Genomic DNA, 14,307 nt, shown 5'->3' with positions numbered 1-14,307 from the left:
GATCGGCCGGGCCGCTTCGCCACGGTCTACTGCACCACGACGGTGCCGTGCATGAAGGGGTGGATCGAGCAGATGTACGCGTATGTCCCGGGCGTGGTGAAGGTGTAGCTGTACGAGGCGCCCTGGTTCAGCGTGCCGGAGTTGAGCGGGCCGGAGCCGCTGCTCGTCACCGTGTGCGCGTCGGCGTCGTTGTTGGTCCAGGTGACGGTGGTGCCCGCGCTGACCGTGAGCGTGCTGGGCGAGAACGCGTAGTTCACCACGGTGACTTGCTGCGCTCCGGCGGCCGCGGCCTTGGGCACGGCCGCCGGGACCGTCTGCGACACCGCGGACGCGGCGACGCCGTGCGATGGTGCGACCGCCGGGCTCCAGGCGCCGAGCGCGCCGAGTCCCACCGCGACGGCAGCAGCCACCAGGGGCTTCCCGATCCGACGGCGCGCACTGTCGTTGCTCTTGGTGTTCCTGGGTGATCTCTCAGGCATGATGCCCACCCCGATGTGTGTCGGCTTTACGCAGGGCCTTTCCTCCAACGTATCCCCCGTGCCGCCGGATGGGCATCTCGGCAGGTTGACTGTTCAGGGCCGCTCGTGACGTGCGCGCAGGCAGGCCCGCTGGTTCGCGCGCTGCCGGATGTGCACGAGGGCGCGGGCAAGGTGCCGCATCCGGTGCGGGCGGGACGCGGCGATGTGGACCAAGGCCGAACGGGCGTTCCGGTGGCCAAGAACTGCGCCGGCGCGGTGCACCCGAGGTCGTATAGGAGTCAACATTTATTGGAACGCTTGATTGCGCATCCGCCACCCCTGCGCATCCTTGATGTGACCTTTGCCACAGCTTGACGTGCCGAAATGGTTTCACCGGCGGAGATCGGCATGGCCGAATCAATTCATTATGGCTTGATGTCACATGATCATTCGTCAAACATTCATATCTGATGGCACTCTGTGTGTAGCCGTACCACCCTTCTGCACCAGGTACACATGATCGTGTACACGATGACGAATGGCTGAACTGTGCGCACTAACCGTTCGGATCGCAACGACGCGACCACACGGCCCCGCCTCGCAGGTGAAAAGCTCACCCTCAAGGAGTTCTCCCAGCTCGCCGGCCACGTCGGCGGCTATCCCTATGTGAAGATCGTGCTCGACCGCGACGAGTCGGTGCTCCACTTCATCGACAGTGCCGACGGCACCCTCCACGTCCGCTACATCGCGTGCGAGATCCTCGGCATGTCGATCGACGAACTGGCCCGCGGGCTCGACTCGTTCAACGACGATGTCTATCGCAATCCCGATCGCCGCTTCTGTCTCGGCACCCTCGCGCGCCACACCCGCCGCGCCACGGAAAGCGGCCACGTGGCCGACGCCTTCCTGTCCCTGGAAACGGTCGATGTCGACACCATGTCCCAGGACATGCTGCGGTTCTTCTACCACCGGGTGCGCGAGCACATCGACCCGTCGCTGCCGCTGGTCCTCAAGCCGGCCAACCACCGGCAGGAGGGCTACGTCGCCCGCATCCCGGAGACCGAGATACCGCGCGTCCTGTCCCACGAGCTCTATTCCACGGCCGCGTTCGTGCCGCTGAGCCCCGGGGCGGCCCACGGACGGCTGCGGGTGTTCCGCTCGGAGGAGGAGTACCGGGCCGACCCCGAGCCGCTGGAGTGGCACGACATCGTGGTGATGCCCCGGGTGCCCGAGGACATTCCCCGGGTGTCCGGCATCATCCACGCCGAACACACCACGCCGCTCTCCCACATCAACGTGATGGCCACCGGCTGGCGGATCCCCAACGCCGTCGGCGTCGGAGCCGTCGACCGGATCGACCGCGCCGGGCTGGCAGGCCGATGGGTGCACTACCGGGTCGACGCCGACGGCGAGGACCTCCACCTCGAAGCCGCGCAGCCCGGCGGCGTCGAGGGTGCTCGGCCGACGCTGCCGGGCGAACGCGTCGCCGTGGACCTGCCCGACCTCACGCCCACCCCGATCACCCCGCTGTCCGGGCTGCGGGCCGACGACCACGTCCGGTTCGGCACCAAGGCCGCCGGCCTCGGCGAGCTCACTCACCTGCTGCAGCACGGCTCACCCCGCTGGCTCGGCTTCTACCGCGTGCCCCGGCCGCCGCGGGACAACCTGCTGCGCTACCTGGCCCGGCAACTCGGCGTCCCGGAGAGCGCGGACGAGGCCGAGCTGACCGCCGCCGCGCAGCTCCTGGTGAAGGAGCACGCCCAGGTGCCGCGCGGGATCGTGCTGCCGTTCTCCCTCCAGCAGTGCTTCCTCGACTCCTCGGCGGAGCTCCGGAACGCCGTGAACCGGCTCAACTCCGAGCTCCGGCAATGGACTTCCCCGCGGGGGAAGGCTTCGCCCCCTGAGGGGAAGTCGCGGATCGAGGAGCTCTGCCTCGAAGCACAGCGGCTGATCCGCAGCACCCCGCTGCCCGACCCGATCCGCACCGAGATCGACCGGGCGATCGACCGGCACCTGTACGGCGCCCCCGTCCAGGTCGTCCGCAGCTCCTCCAACGCCGAGGACCTGCCCGGGTTCTCCGCCGCCGGACTCTACGAGTCGGTGGCGCACGTCAGCGGCACGGGCGCGGTCCACGACGCGATCCGGGAGGTCTGGGCCTCACTGCTCTCGCCACGTGCGGTGCTGCTGCGGAGCCAGGCCGGCATCCCCCCGGAGCACTGCCGCATGGGCGTGATCGTCCAGGAGCAGGTCGGCGCCACCGTCGGCGGCGTCCTGGTCACCTGCAACCCGCTGAGCCCGCAGGACTTCCGCAACGTCTACCTCAACGTCTCGCCGCGCTCGGTGACCGACGTGGTCTCCGGCCGGGGCGCCCCGATCCAGTACCTGTGCAACACCATGGAGGGCGGCAGCCGCACGGTCTCGCTGGGCACCGCCGCCGCCGACCTGGACGCCGGGACCAAGGACCTCCTGCGCCGACTGGGCCTGATCAGCCGGCTGTTGCAGTCGCACTTCTCGCCCGACGAGACGTACGGCGCCCCGGTCGACATCGAGTGGGCGATCGAGGACGACCGGATCAGCCTGCTGCAACTGCGCCCTTTCCGCACCACTGACTGACGCGGCCCGAGCACCACACCGACCGAACGCGTCATGGCCCTGGGCGAGGCGCTGCGAGCGCGCCCCGGCCGAGTGAACTTCTGTCAGGAGAACGCACGTTGAACAAGATTCTGTACGTCTACGTCAAGGGCGGAGCCCCGCTCGAGTACGCCTTCCCGCGCATCGCCGCCTGCGGGGAGCTGCACGTCCTCGCGCTGGCGCCGCTGCCCACGACCGCGGAGGCCGCGTGGCGGCCCAGCTGTACCAGCATCGAGCTGGTGCCCGGGGCGCCGCGCGGCGACAAGCTGGTCGAGCTGATCGTGGAGCACGCGAAGGCCATCGGGGCCGACGCGGTGCTGACCCTCTCGGAGTTCGCGGTGCTGGCCGTCGCGCACGCCGCGAACCGGCTCGGCCTGGCCGGTGCCGGCACGGGGATCGTCCGCGCCCGGGACAAGCGGCTGATGCGGGAGGCGTGGGCCGCCGCCGGCGTGCCGATTCCCGGGTTCCGCCGGGTCGACAGTCTCACGGACCTGGACGCCGCGCTGGCCGAGTTCACACCCCCGCTGCTGCTCAAGCCGGCCTGGGGCGCCGGGTCGGTCGCCCAGATCGTGCTGGACTCGCCCGAGGACGCCGCCCCGGCGTGGGCCGAGATCGAGCGCGGACTCCGGGCCGGCAGCCGGGTCGGCATGAACGAGCTCTACGCCCCGGACACCGACCGGGACCGCCTGGTCGAGGAGATCGCCCGGGGCTCCACCGAGGGCTGGTACGAACAGCCCGGCTACGGCGACTACGTGAGCGTGGAGGGGATCGTCGCGGACGGCGTCTACCACCCGCTGGCCATCACCGCCAAGCTGCCGACCGTGCCGTCCTTCGTCGAGGTGGCCAGCACCTCGCCCGCCGTCCTCCCGGTGCCGCTGCAGCGCAGGATCGAGGAGGTCTCGCGGCAGGCCGTCGACGCGCTCGGACTGGAGAACTGCGGCACGCACACCGAGCTGAAGCTGATGAAGGACGGCGGGCTGGTGGTCATCGAGACCGCGGCCAGGTTCGGCGGCCTGCTGACGACCAGGCAGGTCCACGAGGTCTTCGGGCTCGACCCGATCGGCATGCTGGTCCGGCAGCTGCTCGGCGAGCGCGTCGACTACCCCGCCGCCATGCTGACCGACGGGGTCAGGGCCGCCGCGTCGGTGGCCGTCGTGCCGGCCGACGCGGCCGGAGTGCCCTGGCGGAGCAGGCCGGTCTGGAACCCGCGGGCCGTGGACTGGCAGAGCCTGCTGTCACCGGGCAGCACCATCGAGGCCGTACCCGCCTTCGCCCTTCCCGAGGGCGAGCCGGTGCCTGCCTTCGACCCCTTTGCGGGGTCGCGCAACTGGCTCGGGGTCTACCTGCTGACCGCCGTCGACGCCGCCACCCTGCACCGCGACTGCACCGCCGTGCTGAACGGCCTGGAAGCCGCTCTGCACCAGGCCGCCTCCTGATCCCGCCCGTCCCGACGACCGAGGTTCCTTCATGCGTGTACTGTTCGCCGGCGCACCCGGCTTCGGCCACCTCTTCCCGCTGGTCCCGCTGGCCAGGGCGATGCGCGAGCTCGGCCACGAGGTCGCGGTGGCCTCGATGGACGGCGGCGAGCCGGTCGCCGCGTCCGGGCTGCCGTACCTGTCCGTCGCCCCGGGCGTCGACTGGCGCAAGGAGATCAGGGAGGCCGGCCGCACCCGGCGCCCCGACCTGATGGAGCGGGTGATCGCGACCAACTCGGCCGACCGCGAGGCGTTCGTCCCGCTCGCCGCCCACGTCAACAGCCGGGTGGCCGACGCGATGGTCGAGCTCGCCGCGCGGTGGCGGCCGGACCTCGTCGTGTACGAGTACCAGTTCCCGGTGGCCCTGCTCGCGGCGGCCCGTCTGGGCGTGCCCGCCGTCCAGCACGACCTGGGCTTCGTCCGCACCCCGAAACTGCGCGCGCTCATGCTCGCGGAGATGGCGGACACCTTCGCGCGGCACGGGATCGACCGGCTCCCCGAGCCGGCCGACACCATCGACCTCGCGCCGCCGAGCACGTCGGGGGGCGATCTGTACGGCTGCTCGATGCGCCCCGTCTCGTACAACGGCGAGGGCGACGTCCCCGAGCAGCTGGCCGCACCCGCCCGCCGCCCGCGCGTCGCGGTGACGCTCGGCACCGTGCCGCCCAAGACCGACGGCCTGACCAGGCTCGAACGGGTGATCGCGGCGGCTGCCGACGTCGACGCGGAGTTCGTGCTGGCGACCGGCGAACTCGACCTCGGCACGCTCGGCACCCTGCCGGACAACGTCCGCCCGTACGGCTGGGTGCCGTGGCGGGCGCTCCTGGAGACGTGCGCGGCCGCGATCCACCACGGCGGCAGCGCCAGCGCGCTCGGCGCGCTGGACGCGGGCATCCCGCAGCTCGTCCTGCCCGACGGGTCCGACCGCTTCATCACCGCGAACGCGGTGCACGCCCGCGGAGCCGGGCTGAGGGCGGGTGCCGAGGAGATCGGACCGGCGCTGCTGGACCGGCTGCTCACCGACGAGTCGCTGGGCCGGGCCGCGCGCGAGGTCAGCGCCGAGATCGCGGCGATGCCGAGCCCGGCGGCACTGGCGTCGCGGCTCACCGGCACGACCCGCACCGCCGGCTGAGGCGGCTCGGCGGCTCGGCGGCTGCCCGCGGAACGGCGGTCAGGCCGATCGACAGGGCCCGTTGGTCGACGAGGTCGCCCCGGCGGGCCGGCGCGGCCGCTGCAACGCGGTCGTCGGCCCCACCTGGCACACCGGCTTCTTCGCGGGCCCCTGCTGTCCGGCGCCCTGCTGGGCGCCGGACAGCCGCCGGCCTCAGTTGGTGCGGCGGCGGGTGGCGGTGGTCGGCGGGGTGATGCGGACCGGGTGGTCGGCGGGGGCGTTCTCGATGTCGTCGAGCTGCGCGAGGATCGTGGTGCGCAGGTCGGCGTAGTCCTCGAAGGTGTGGTCGTGGAAGAGGGCGTGGCCCGACCACATCAGGTTGGCGCACACGCGGGCGGGAACGCGGCCGGTGCGGGCGCCCATGCCGACCAGCGCCACCGACTCGATGCTGCCCGGGGCCTTCCGGTTCTGCTGGTGGATCGCCTGGAACGCGGCGGCGCAGGCGAGGGCCACGTTGAGCGTCTCGCTGACGTTCTGCGAGGACGTCTCCATCGTCGGGGCCGAGATCAGGAACTTCGGGTTCACCGCGCCGGACGGCACGCACACCGCGCTGCCCACCGGAAGGTGCCCGGCGAAGCCTGCGCGTATCGCGCGCTGCACCCGCAGCTGGATGCCGGCGCCCAGGTGGCGCTTGATGACGGCGTCCACCCCGCCGTCCATCCGGCCGCGGGAGTTGGTGGGGCTGACCCAGGCGTCGACCTTCTCGTCGAGGATCGATCCGGTGCGGATCTCGATCCCCGGGGTATCGGCGAACGCGGCCCGCCACGCATCCACCACGGTCGTGTTGAGGTCGGTCAGTACCACCCTGAGCGGCGACTGCGTGCGGTCCATGGTCATGCTCCGATCGGGAGTGCGTCCTTCCAACGGACACGAAGCTAGCGCGCCGCACCGACAACGCGGCCCGGCGGCGTTGTCGGTCGGCTCCCGTACGCTCGGCAGCGCTTTCCCACCGTCAGCACGTCGCGACCATTCCGGAGTTCCGCCGCCATGAGCGAAGCCACCCCGCCCCCCGCCCAGCCCGACCCGAACGACCCGCTCGCCCTCACCGAACTGTTCCAGGGCGGCGGCGAACCGTGGCTCCCGCTGCTCAGGCCGGCCATCGAGGCGCGGCCGGACGCGGCCTCCTTCATCGGCCCGAACCGCGGCCCCGCGGTCGTGCCCGTCCGCGAACTGACCTTCCAGGCGCTCAAGCCCAACGCGCCGCACAAGTGGAAGGTGGTCGTCTTCGGCCAGAACCCGTACCCGCGGCCGGAGAGCGCAACCGGCATCGCCATGTTCGACAACACCTTCCACGACTGGAAGGACAGCCAGTTCGGCCGGGTCGTCAGCATCCGCTGCATCATCAAGGCCGCGGCGATGTGGAAGTACGGCATCCCGAAGAAGACGCCGATCGCCGACATACGCGCGCTGCTGAAGGAGCAGGACACCGTCCAGCCGCCGGAGTGGTTCCAGGCGATGCTCACCCAGGGCGTGCTGCTGCTGAACGCGGCACTGACCGCGAGCAGCGACGGTGCGATGGGGCCGGACCGGCACACGGCGTTCTGGCGCCCGGTGGCGGAGCGGATCGTCGAGGAGATCCTCAGCGCGAAGCAGAACGCCGCCGAGGAGGACCGCGCCGTCGTCTTCGCGTGGTGGGGCGCGCACGCGCGCAGCCTGAAGCAGGTCGTGCTCCGGCTGCAGAAGAAGTACCCCGGGGTCGAGGTCCGGCACATCGACCACGCCAACCCGGCCGCGCAGGGCGACATCTTCTGCGACGGCGAGCACTTCGGCACGGTGAACGCCGCCCTCGCCTCGCTCGGCCTCGACGAGGTCGACTGGCTGCCGAGCAGGGGCTGGAACCGGCAGCCGACGGAGGGCGGCGCGGCGGACGACGGCGTCGCCGAGCGCATGGGCGCGTTCATCGCGTCCACGATGGAACTGCACCAGCTGTACCTCGAGCGCCTCGCGAGCGTGAAGGACGAGGGCCTCGAACTCCCGGAGATCACCGGGGTGTTCGACACCCCGCTGATGGACTTCCGGGACGCCGTCGGCCCGGTCGCCGCACTGCTGCGCGGCCTGGACCGGCACGTCGAGCGCTCGCACGAGTTCGGCAAGCGACGTGCGGACGAGGAGGCCGGCGGCGGCCTGTCCTCGGACGCGATCGCCGCGCTCTTCCTCTACACGTGCGAGTCCGCGTTCTACCGGGAGATCAACGCCGTCCTGCGCTCCCCCGACCGGGCGAAGGTGGTGCCGTACCTCCCGTACCTTCGGCTGCTGTTCGCGGCGGTGTCCGGGCTGCCGGCGCGCACCGCACCCCTGTGGCGCGGGGTGCCGCTGGACCTGCGGGCGCAGTACCCGCTCGGGCGGACGGTGACGTGGTGGGGCGTGTCCTCGTGCACGTCCGAGCCGGGCGTGGCGCGGTCGTTCCTCGGCAGCCGCGGGAAGCGGACGCTCTTCGAGGTGACCCCCGCCCGGGCGGTGGGCATCCGCGACTTCTCCTCCTTCACCGGCGAGGAGGAGTTCATCCTCCTGCCGGGTACGCAGCTCAAGGTGACGGAGGTGAAGGCCGAACGCGGCGGACTGTGCACGGTGCGGCTGACGGAGGTCGAGGAGCAGCCGCTGGTGTCGTGAGCGGGCCCCGCCCACCGGTCGGACGGCGGCCTCGCGGGTAGTGGCACCATGCCGAGCAGCCATACGAGTTGACAGGAGCACCGGACACGACCGCCCTGCTGATACCGAACTACGACGTCACCGACCCCGAGCGCCTCGCCGTCTACCGCACCCCAGGGCGATGGCTGACCGGGCGGCACTCACTTCCGCGCGTACCCGAGGTACGTCACGAGGCGCCGGACGCCCGACGCGAGGACGAAGTCGACGAGCGGCGGGATCTCGTCATCGGTGATCCGCCCGGCGCGACGCGCGCGGATCGCCTTGACCAGCGTGCGCGGGTCGCGGGGCTTGAACTCGCGGACGTCCTCGTTGCGCAGACCGTGGCGGGCCAGGGCGGCGGTCAGCTCGGCCGGGGTGCGGCGCGCTCCTCGCTGCCAGGGCCGCCCAGGACCTCCACGGCGAGGTTCATCCGATCGTCACCACCCGGGCCCAGGCCGGGGGCGCGTCCGGGACGTAGTCCGGGTTCTCCTCGGCCCACTTCGGGATGCCCCGGGGGAACAGCCCGACGACCGTCCGGCACGGCGGTTTGACCGAGGGCCAGGGCGTCTGGCCGTCCGTCAGCGCCACGATGACGTCGGGCCGCGTGCGCAGCGCCGCCGCGAACCCCTCCCGCATGTCCGTGCCGCCCCCGCCGATGAGCGGGATGCCCTCGGCCTTGCACAGCGGGTGCACCGTCCCCACCGCCGCGTCGCAGGAGAGCACCGTCACCAGGTCCCGCCGGCCGCCGACCGCGCGGGCGATCGCCGCGACCTCCAGCAGCGCGCTGCCCAGTTCGGCGTCGCTGACCGACGCCGAGGTGTCCACCACCACCGCCACCCGGGGCGGACGGCGGCGCAGGCTCGGCAGGACGATCCCGGGCAGGCTCACCGAGCGCCGGGCCGGGCGGCCGTACGAATAGTCCTGGCCCACGCCGCCGCCCGAGGCCGCGGACCGGACCGCCGCGCCGAGCAACTCCCGCCACGGCTGCGGCGGGTGGAACGCCTCCTCGGCCCAGCGCCGCCAGCCCTCCGGAGCGTTCCCGGGCCGGCCCGCGATGCCCTGGGCCACCCGGAAGCGCACCGCGTCCCGCTCCTGCCTGCTGAGCCCGTGGGCGCCGTCCGGGCCGAGGTCCCACGGGCGCTCCCGGCCGTCGGCGCCGCTGCCGCAGTCGAGCCAGGCCAAGTGCCGGGGGAGCCGACCGAGCCGGAACTGCCCGAGGTAGTCCTCCATCAGCTCACCCTCCGCCAGCTGCAAGTCGGCCGGGAGAACAGCCCCTTCGGGGCACACGAGGCCGTCGCCGTAGACGTCGTCGTTGATCTCGCAGTCGGCGGCGATGTTCATCCGCAGCTGCTCCCCGGGGCCGGTCAGCCCGTGCTGCTTCGCGTACCGCGCGCTGCGCCCGTGGTGGTCGCGCAGGAGGTGGGACACCTCGTGCACCCACACGCCGGCGAGGTCCTCGACCGGCGTCCGGGCGACGAAACCCGGGGAGGCGTAGCAGCGCCAGTGGGCGTCGACGGCCATCGTCGGCACGTCCCGCGACTCCACCACGTGCAGGGCGAACAGCGCCGTCGCCAGGTAGGGGCGGGCCCGGGCGGCCATCAGGCGGGCCGCGAGGAGCTTGTCGACGTCGAGGTCGAGGGCGGTCGCGGTCATCGGCCGCCCTTGCCCGCGAGGACCGCCACCCGGTCCGCCGCGGCGTCCGCGCGCCGGGACAGCGCCACCGCGCCGGCGAGCCGGTCGATCGCGGCCGGGACGTCCCAGTCGTCGCGGCGCAGCGAGGCGAGCGTGGTGGCGGGGACGACGACGACGTCCGGGGCGCCGCTCTGCATCGCATGGACGAGCAACGCCCAGGCCGCGTCCCAGCGTTCGCGCGTCGGCCGGTTGCGGACGGCGGCCACGACGCCGTCGAGGACGGCCTGGCGCAGGTCGCCGCGCTCGGGCAGGACGGCGGCGGCCGGGTCGGTGAGGAGGTCCTCCGGGTCCGGGAGGTCCATCCGGTCGATGCTCGCGAGGAGTTCGAGCCCGGGGCCGTCCCCGACGGTGCCGCGGACGAGCAGCGACAGGACGTCCCGCGAGGAGCCGGCCGCCGTCGCGAAGGCGATCAGGCGCAGCGTCATGTCCCAGCTGCGCGGGGACGGCCAGGCGCCGCCGCGGCGGGCCTCGCTGCTCGGCAGCTGGTGGACGAGCTTGGGACGGGCGGCGAGCAGCCCGCAGACGGCGCGGCGGGCGAAGGCCACCGCCTCCGGGAGGACGGCCGGGTCGAGGCTCGGCAGGGTGGCGCGCGGCCAGGTGCCGCCGAGACCGCGGACGACGACCTCGTGGTCGTGGACCCAGTGGAGGTGGACGAAGCGGTTGGCGAGCGGCGGGCTCAGCTCCCAGCCGTCGGCGGCCGAGGAGCGCGGGTTGGCTGCGGCCACGATCCGTACGTCGGGCGGGAGTTGGAGAGCGCCGATGCGGCGCTCCAGGACCAGCCGGAGCAGCGCGGCCTGGACGGCGGGCGGCGCGGTGGACAGTTCGTCGAGGAACAGCAGCCCGCGGCCGGCCCGGACCAGGCGGACGGCCCAGTCCGGCGGGGCCATGGGGACGCCCTGCTCGGCGGGGTCGTCGCCGACGATCGGCAGTCCGGAGAAGTCGGACGGCTCGTGGACGCTGGCGATCACGGTGGTGAGCGGGAGGTCGAGGGACGCGGCGAGCTGGGTGAGGGCGGCGGTCTTGCCGATGCCGGGCTCGCCCCACAGGAGCACGGGGAGGTCGGCGGCCACGGCGAGCGTCAGGGCCTCCAGCTGGTCGTCCGGGCGGGCTTCGGTGGTGGTGTCGGACAGGAGTGCCAACAGATCGGCGGCGACGTCGAGTTCGGACTTTTCGGGCACGACGGAAGCAGACATGGAGATCACCTTTGGGAAGTGCGAGGAGTTCGAGGAGTTTCGAGAAGAGAGAAGGTCAGCGGACCGGGGTGTGCCGCGGGTGCGAGCGGTGGCCGCGGGGACGGGGCGTGCCCGGCGGGCAGTGGCCGCCGGCCAGGCCGGCGCGGTAGAGGCCGTACGCGATCCGGCGGTGTGCCGCGGCCTCCAGTTCGTCCCGCAGCGGGCCGTCGCGCAGTACGGCGGCGGGGCCGAGCAGCTCCTCGACGATGGCGAGGGCCCCGGCGGTGTCGCCGTGGTCGAGGAGTTCGCGGACCCCGCCGAGCCCGGCCGGGCGCCGGTGGGTGAGGTCGATCACCCGCAGGCAGGGCAGGGGCGGGCCGCCGAGGGCCACGAGCAGTTCCTCGCGGCGGAGTTCCTCGGGGTCGTGGTCGAGCGCGGCCAGCACCCCGTCCACCAGGCCGATCCGGTGCCGGGCGCCCCGGCAGTCGACGAACCGGGGCCCGCCGGGGCGCCGCATCCGCGCCGCCGGGGCGTGTCCTGGCACCAGGGCGGCGGCCACCAGCGGGTGCAGCCGGTCGGGCTCGATGAGCCCGGCGCGCAGCAGTTCCGCGTCCGGCGGAATCCACGTCGCCGCGTCGGGCAGCACCGGCAGGCCGTCCGTCGCTCCGGACGCGGGCGTGCCGTCGGCGTCGAGGACGAGCCGGTGCCGGCCCCCGAGCCGGACGGCGACGCGGCCTGCGGGCAGCCCGTCGGCCGCCAGCAGGATGCGCGCCTCGTCCGCCCAGCGGTCGACGGCGCACGGCAGGCCCGGCGGCACCGCCGGATGCGCCGCGCCATCACCGCCGCGAGCGCCCAACTCGCCCGCCCGGTCGGCGTCCCAGAGGTGCCGGTGCAGGTCGAGGCGGTAGCGGCGGCTCGGCCGTGGATGCGGGTGCGGGCCCGCGTCCGCGCCGTCGGACCAGAGCGCGAGGCTGATCCGCTGGCCGCCGTCCGCCCACGCGGGCGGGGTGCGGACCACCAGGTGCACCGGGCTCCGCCCCTCGCGCCCGGTGCCGGCGTAGCGGGCGAGCGGGACGGTCAGGCCGGGCCGCAGCAGCCCGTCCGGGGCGGTCCTGGGCAGGTGCCAGCGCAGCAGGTCGGGCGCCAACCGTCTCAGGTCGGCGCGGAGTTGTTCACCGAACGCGCGGCCGTAGCTGCGGGTGGCGGCCTTGAGGTCGAGGTCGACGTCGAGCCGCGCAGCGGCACACGCACCCGCCCAGTCGCCGGTGCGGCGGCGGGCGGTCGCGGACTCGATCATGGTGGGCGGCACGGCGAACTCGCGCACGCGCAGCCAGCGGAGGAGACGGGGATCCCGGTTCGCGGAGTGAGTGAGCATCAGCACTCACCTTGCGCGGACGGGACCTCCAAACCGAGGGAGGAGTGAGTCGTCATCGGCCCGGAGCATAGCCGTCCCTCCTCGGATCCGCCAACGCCATCCGCTCCCACCCGCTCCCACTGCCCGGAAAACCCGTTCGCTTTCGACGGACCGGCTGGCAGAATCCCGCCCGTGGAGAGCGACGAGCTGGTGATCCGACGTGCCGAGACCGCCGACGCGGAGGCGGTGGCCGAGGTCTGGCTGCGCTCGTACGACGCCGCGCTGCCCACCGTCCGTCGGCCCCGCCCCGACGACCAGGTCCGCGCCTGGTTCGTGGAGAGGGTCGTCCCGGCCCGCGAGACCTGGGTCGCGGTGGCCGGCGGCGCCGTCGTCGGCATGATGGTGCTCCACGACGGAGACCTCGACCAGCTCTACCTCGCCCCCGAGTGGCGCGGCCGCGGCATCGGGGACCGGCTGGTCGAGGTCGCCAAGGAGCGCTGCCCCGAGGGCCTCGAACTCTGGACGTTCCAGGTCAACACCACGGCGCAGCGCTTCTACGAGCGTCACGGCTTCGTCGAGAGCCACCGCACCGACGGCAGCGGGAACGAGGAGCGCGAGCCAGACATCCGGTACGTCTGGAAGCCGTAGCGCCGGATCACAGCTCGACGAGCACCTTGCCCCGGCTGCCCGCCCGGTCGGTGTACAGACTGCGGTAGGCGGCGGGGATGCTGTCGAAGCCGTGGTGCACGGTCTGCTCGTAGGCGATCTCCCCGCTGCGCACCAGGCCGCCCACCTCGGCCCGCAGGCCCGCCCAGTTCTCGTCCGTGAACCACTCCGGCGCGAAGATGCCGCGGACCGTCGTGCGCGGGAACATGATCATCGGCAGCAGGCGGGGCCCGGTCCGGTCCCCGCCGACCTGGCTGGCCCACTGCCAGCAGACCGCGACCCGGCTGTCGATGTTCAGCATCGTGAACACGACGTCGGTCAGCGTCCCGCCGAGGTTGTCGAAGTACCGGTCGACACCGGCCGGCGCCGCCTTGCCCAGGTCCTCGCGCAGCCGCTCGGCGTCGTCCCCGTCGCGGTAGAGCACGACCGCGTCGAAACCCAGCTCGCTCAGCCGGGCCACCTTCGAGGGAGAGCCGGTGGTGCCGACCACCCGGGCGCCGCGCCGCCTGGCCAGCTGGCCGACCAGCGAGCCGACCGACCCGGAGGCGCCGGCGACCACGACGGTGTCGCCGGGCCGCACGTCCAGGAACTTCGTCACCGTCGCCCAGGCCGTCATGCCCGAGCCGCCCATGATGCCGAGCACCGTCGACAGCGGCAGCGCCTCGTCGTGGTCCCGGGGGTCGAGCAGGCGGTACTCGGGGAAGACCATCGGGAACGTCCCGGTCTGCCACGGTGTCGCCTCGCCGGTGCCGATGACGTGGCTGCGCCAGCCGCCGAAGCCGTGCACCAGGTCGCCGACCGCGAACCGCGCCTGCGGCCCGGCCTCGATCACCTCCATGACGGAGTCGCCGCCCGCGTGGTCGCCGATGGGCGTGTCCTGGGTGATCCCGTGGAGGTACGGGTCCACCGAGACGTACCTCGTGCGGAACAGCATCTCGTCCGGCGCGAGGCGGACGTCGACGTCCTCGACCACCTTCTCGTACATCCGCTCGACGTCCGGGACGCCCTCGACGTGCTCACGGACGATCCACTTCTCGATCCTCACGAAAGACCTCACGAA

Annotated in this window: 11 protein-coding genes; 5 read left to right on the top strand and 6 right to left on the bottom strand. The window is 73.0% G+C overall.

Annotation, left to right across the window (positions count from 1 at the left end):
* Positions 1–26: 26 nt before the first annotated feature.
* Positions 27–479 carry a cupredoxin domain-containing protein gene (locus tag ACWCXH_RS27690; protein WP_449804195.1) on the bottom strand — a complete coding sequence of 151 codons (453 nt, stop codon included), beginning with the start codon at positions 477–479 and terminating at the stop codon, positions 27–29.
* 528 nt (positions 480–1,007) lie between these two features.
* Here ACWCXH_RS27690 and ACWCXH_RS27685 point away from each other — a divergent pair.
* The 3 genes from ACWCXH_RS27685 (at position 1,008) to ACWCXH_RS27675 (ending at position 5,696) form a co-directional block, all read left to right on the top strand.
* Positions 1,008–3,071, top strand: a complete 2,064-nt coding sequence (locus ACWCXH_RS27685) for a PEP/pyruvate-binding domain-containing protein (protein WP_449804194.1) — start codon at positions 1,008–1,010, stop codon at positions 3,069–3,071.
* A 98-nt stretch (positions 3,072–3,169) separates the two neighbouring features.
* Positions 3,170–4,525, top strand: a complete 1,356-nt coding sequence (locus tag ACWCXH_RS27680; RefSeq protein WP_449804193.1) for an ATP-grasp domain-containing protein — start codon at positions 3,170–3,172, stop codon at positions 4,523–4,525.
* Positions 4,526–4,556: 31 nt separating this feature from the next.
* Positions 4,557–5,696: a nucleotide disphospho-sugar-binding domain-containing protein gene (locus ACWCXH_RS27675; protein ID WP_449804192.1), complete on the top strand. Its 1,140-nt coding sequence runs from the start codon at positions 4,557–4,559 to the stop codon at positions 5,694–5,696.
* A 192-nt stretch (positions 5,697–5,888) separates the two neighbouring features.
* On the opposite strand, the gene ACWCXH_RS27670 is transcribed toward ACWCXH_RS27675, so the two are convergent.
* Positions 5,889–6,566 (bottom strand): macro domain-containing protein, encoded by a 678-nt coding sequence (locus ACWCXH_RS27670; protein WP_449804191.1) that lies wholly within the window; start codon positions 6,564–6,566, stop codon positions 5,889–5,891.
* A gap of 156 nt (positions 6,567–6,722) precedes the next feature.
* Between ACWCXH_RS27670 and ACWCXH_RS27665 the strand changes: the two genes are divergently transcribed.
* Positions 6,723–8,345, top strand: a complete 1,623-nt coding sequence (locus ACWCXH_RS27665) for an ADP-ribosyltransferase domain-containing protein (RefSeq protein WP_449804190.1) — start codon at positions 6,723–6,725, stop codon at positions 8,343–8,345.
* Positions 8,346–8,789: 444 nt separating this feature from the next.
* Here ACWCXH_RS27665 and ACWCXH_RS27660 read toward each other — a convergent pair whose 3' ends face one another.
* The 3 genes from ACWCXH_RS27660 to ACWCXH_RS27650 are packed head-to-tail and all read right to left on the bottom strand — an operon-like array spanning position 8,790 to position 12,602.
* The gene (locus tag ACWCXH_RS27660; RefSeq protein ID WP_449804189.1) at positions 8,790–10,016 is read right to left on the bottom strand and encodes a vWA domain-containing protein; all 1,227 of its coding nucleotides are present in this window, start codon (positions 10,014–10,016) and stop codon (positions 8,790–8,792) included.
* Entirely contained in the window at positions 10,013–11,248 is a 1,236-nt protein-coding gene (locus tag ACWCXH_RS27655; RefSeq protein ID WP_449804188.1) for an AAA family ATPase, read from the bottom strand. Before ACWCXH_RS27655 ends, ACWCXH_RS27660 begins: the two co-directional genes overlap by 4 nt.
* Positions 11,249–11,303: 55 nt before the next feature.
* Complete coding sequence (locus ACWCXH_RS27650) at positions 11,304–12,602, bottom strand: hypothetical protein (protein ID WP_449804187.1); 1,299 nt, start codon at positions 12,600–12,602, stop codon at positions 11,304–11,306.
* Positions 12,603–12,773: 171 nt separating this feature from the next.
* Here ACWCXH_RS27650 and ACWCXH_RS27645 point away from each other — a divergent pair, with 171 nt between their 5' ends.
* The gene (locus ACWCXH_RS27645) at positions 12,774–13,229 is read left to right on the top strand and encodes an N-acetyltransferase family protein (RefSeq protein ID WP_449804186.1); all 456 of its coding nucleotides are present in this window, start codon (positions 12,774–12,776) and stop codon (positions 13,227–13,229) included.
* A 7-nt stretch (positions 13,230–13,236) separates the two neighbouring features.
* Here the strand turns inward: ACWCXH_RS27645 and ACWCXH_RS27640 are convergent, their stop codons facing one another.
* On the bottom strand, positions 13,237–14,292 hold the full coding sequence (locus ACWCXH_RS27640; protein WP_449804230.1) for an MDR family NADP-dependent oxidoreductase: 1,056 nt from the start codon (positions 14,290–14,292) through the stop codon (positions 13,237–13,239).
* Positions 14,293–14,307 lie beyond the last annotated feature (15 nt).

This window comes from Kitasatospora sp. NPDC001660, assembly GCF_053596725.1.
This window is presented reverse-complemented; position numbering and strand designations above follow the sequence as displayed.

Bases quoted from the DNA above. Each gene is read 5' to 3' on its own strand.
- ACWCXH_RS27690 (WP_449804195.1), bottom strand. From the start codon at position 479: ATGCCTGAGAGATCACCCAGGAACACCAAGAGCAACGACAGTGCGCGC.
- ACWCXH_RS27675 (WP_449804192.1), top strand. From the start codon at position 4,557: ATGCGTGTACTGTTCGCCGGCGCACCCGGCTTCGGCCACCTCTTCCCG.
- ACWCXH_RS27670 (WP_449804191.1), bottom strand. From the start codon at position 6,566: ATGGACCGCACGCAGTCGCCGCTCAGGGTGGTACTGACCGACCTCAAC.
- ACWCXH_RS27665 (WP_449804190.1), top strand. From the start codon at position 6,723: ATGAGCGAAGCCACCCCGCCCCCCGCCCAGCCCGACCCGAACGACCCG.
- ACWCXH_RS27660 (WP_449804189.1), bottom strand. From the start codon at position 10,016: ATGACCGCGACCGCCCTCGACCTCGACGTCGACAAGCTCCTCGCGGCC.
- ACWCXH_RS27655 (WP_449804188.1), bottom strand. From the start codon at position 11,248: ATGTCTGCTTCCGTCGTGCCCGAAAAGTCCGAACTCGACGTCGCCGCC.
- ACWCXH_RS27650 (WP_449804187.1), bottom strand. From the start codon at position 12,602: ATGCTCACTCACTCCGCGAACCGGGATCCCCGTCTCCTCCGCTGGCTG.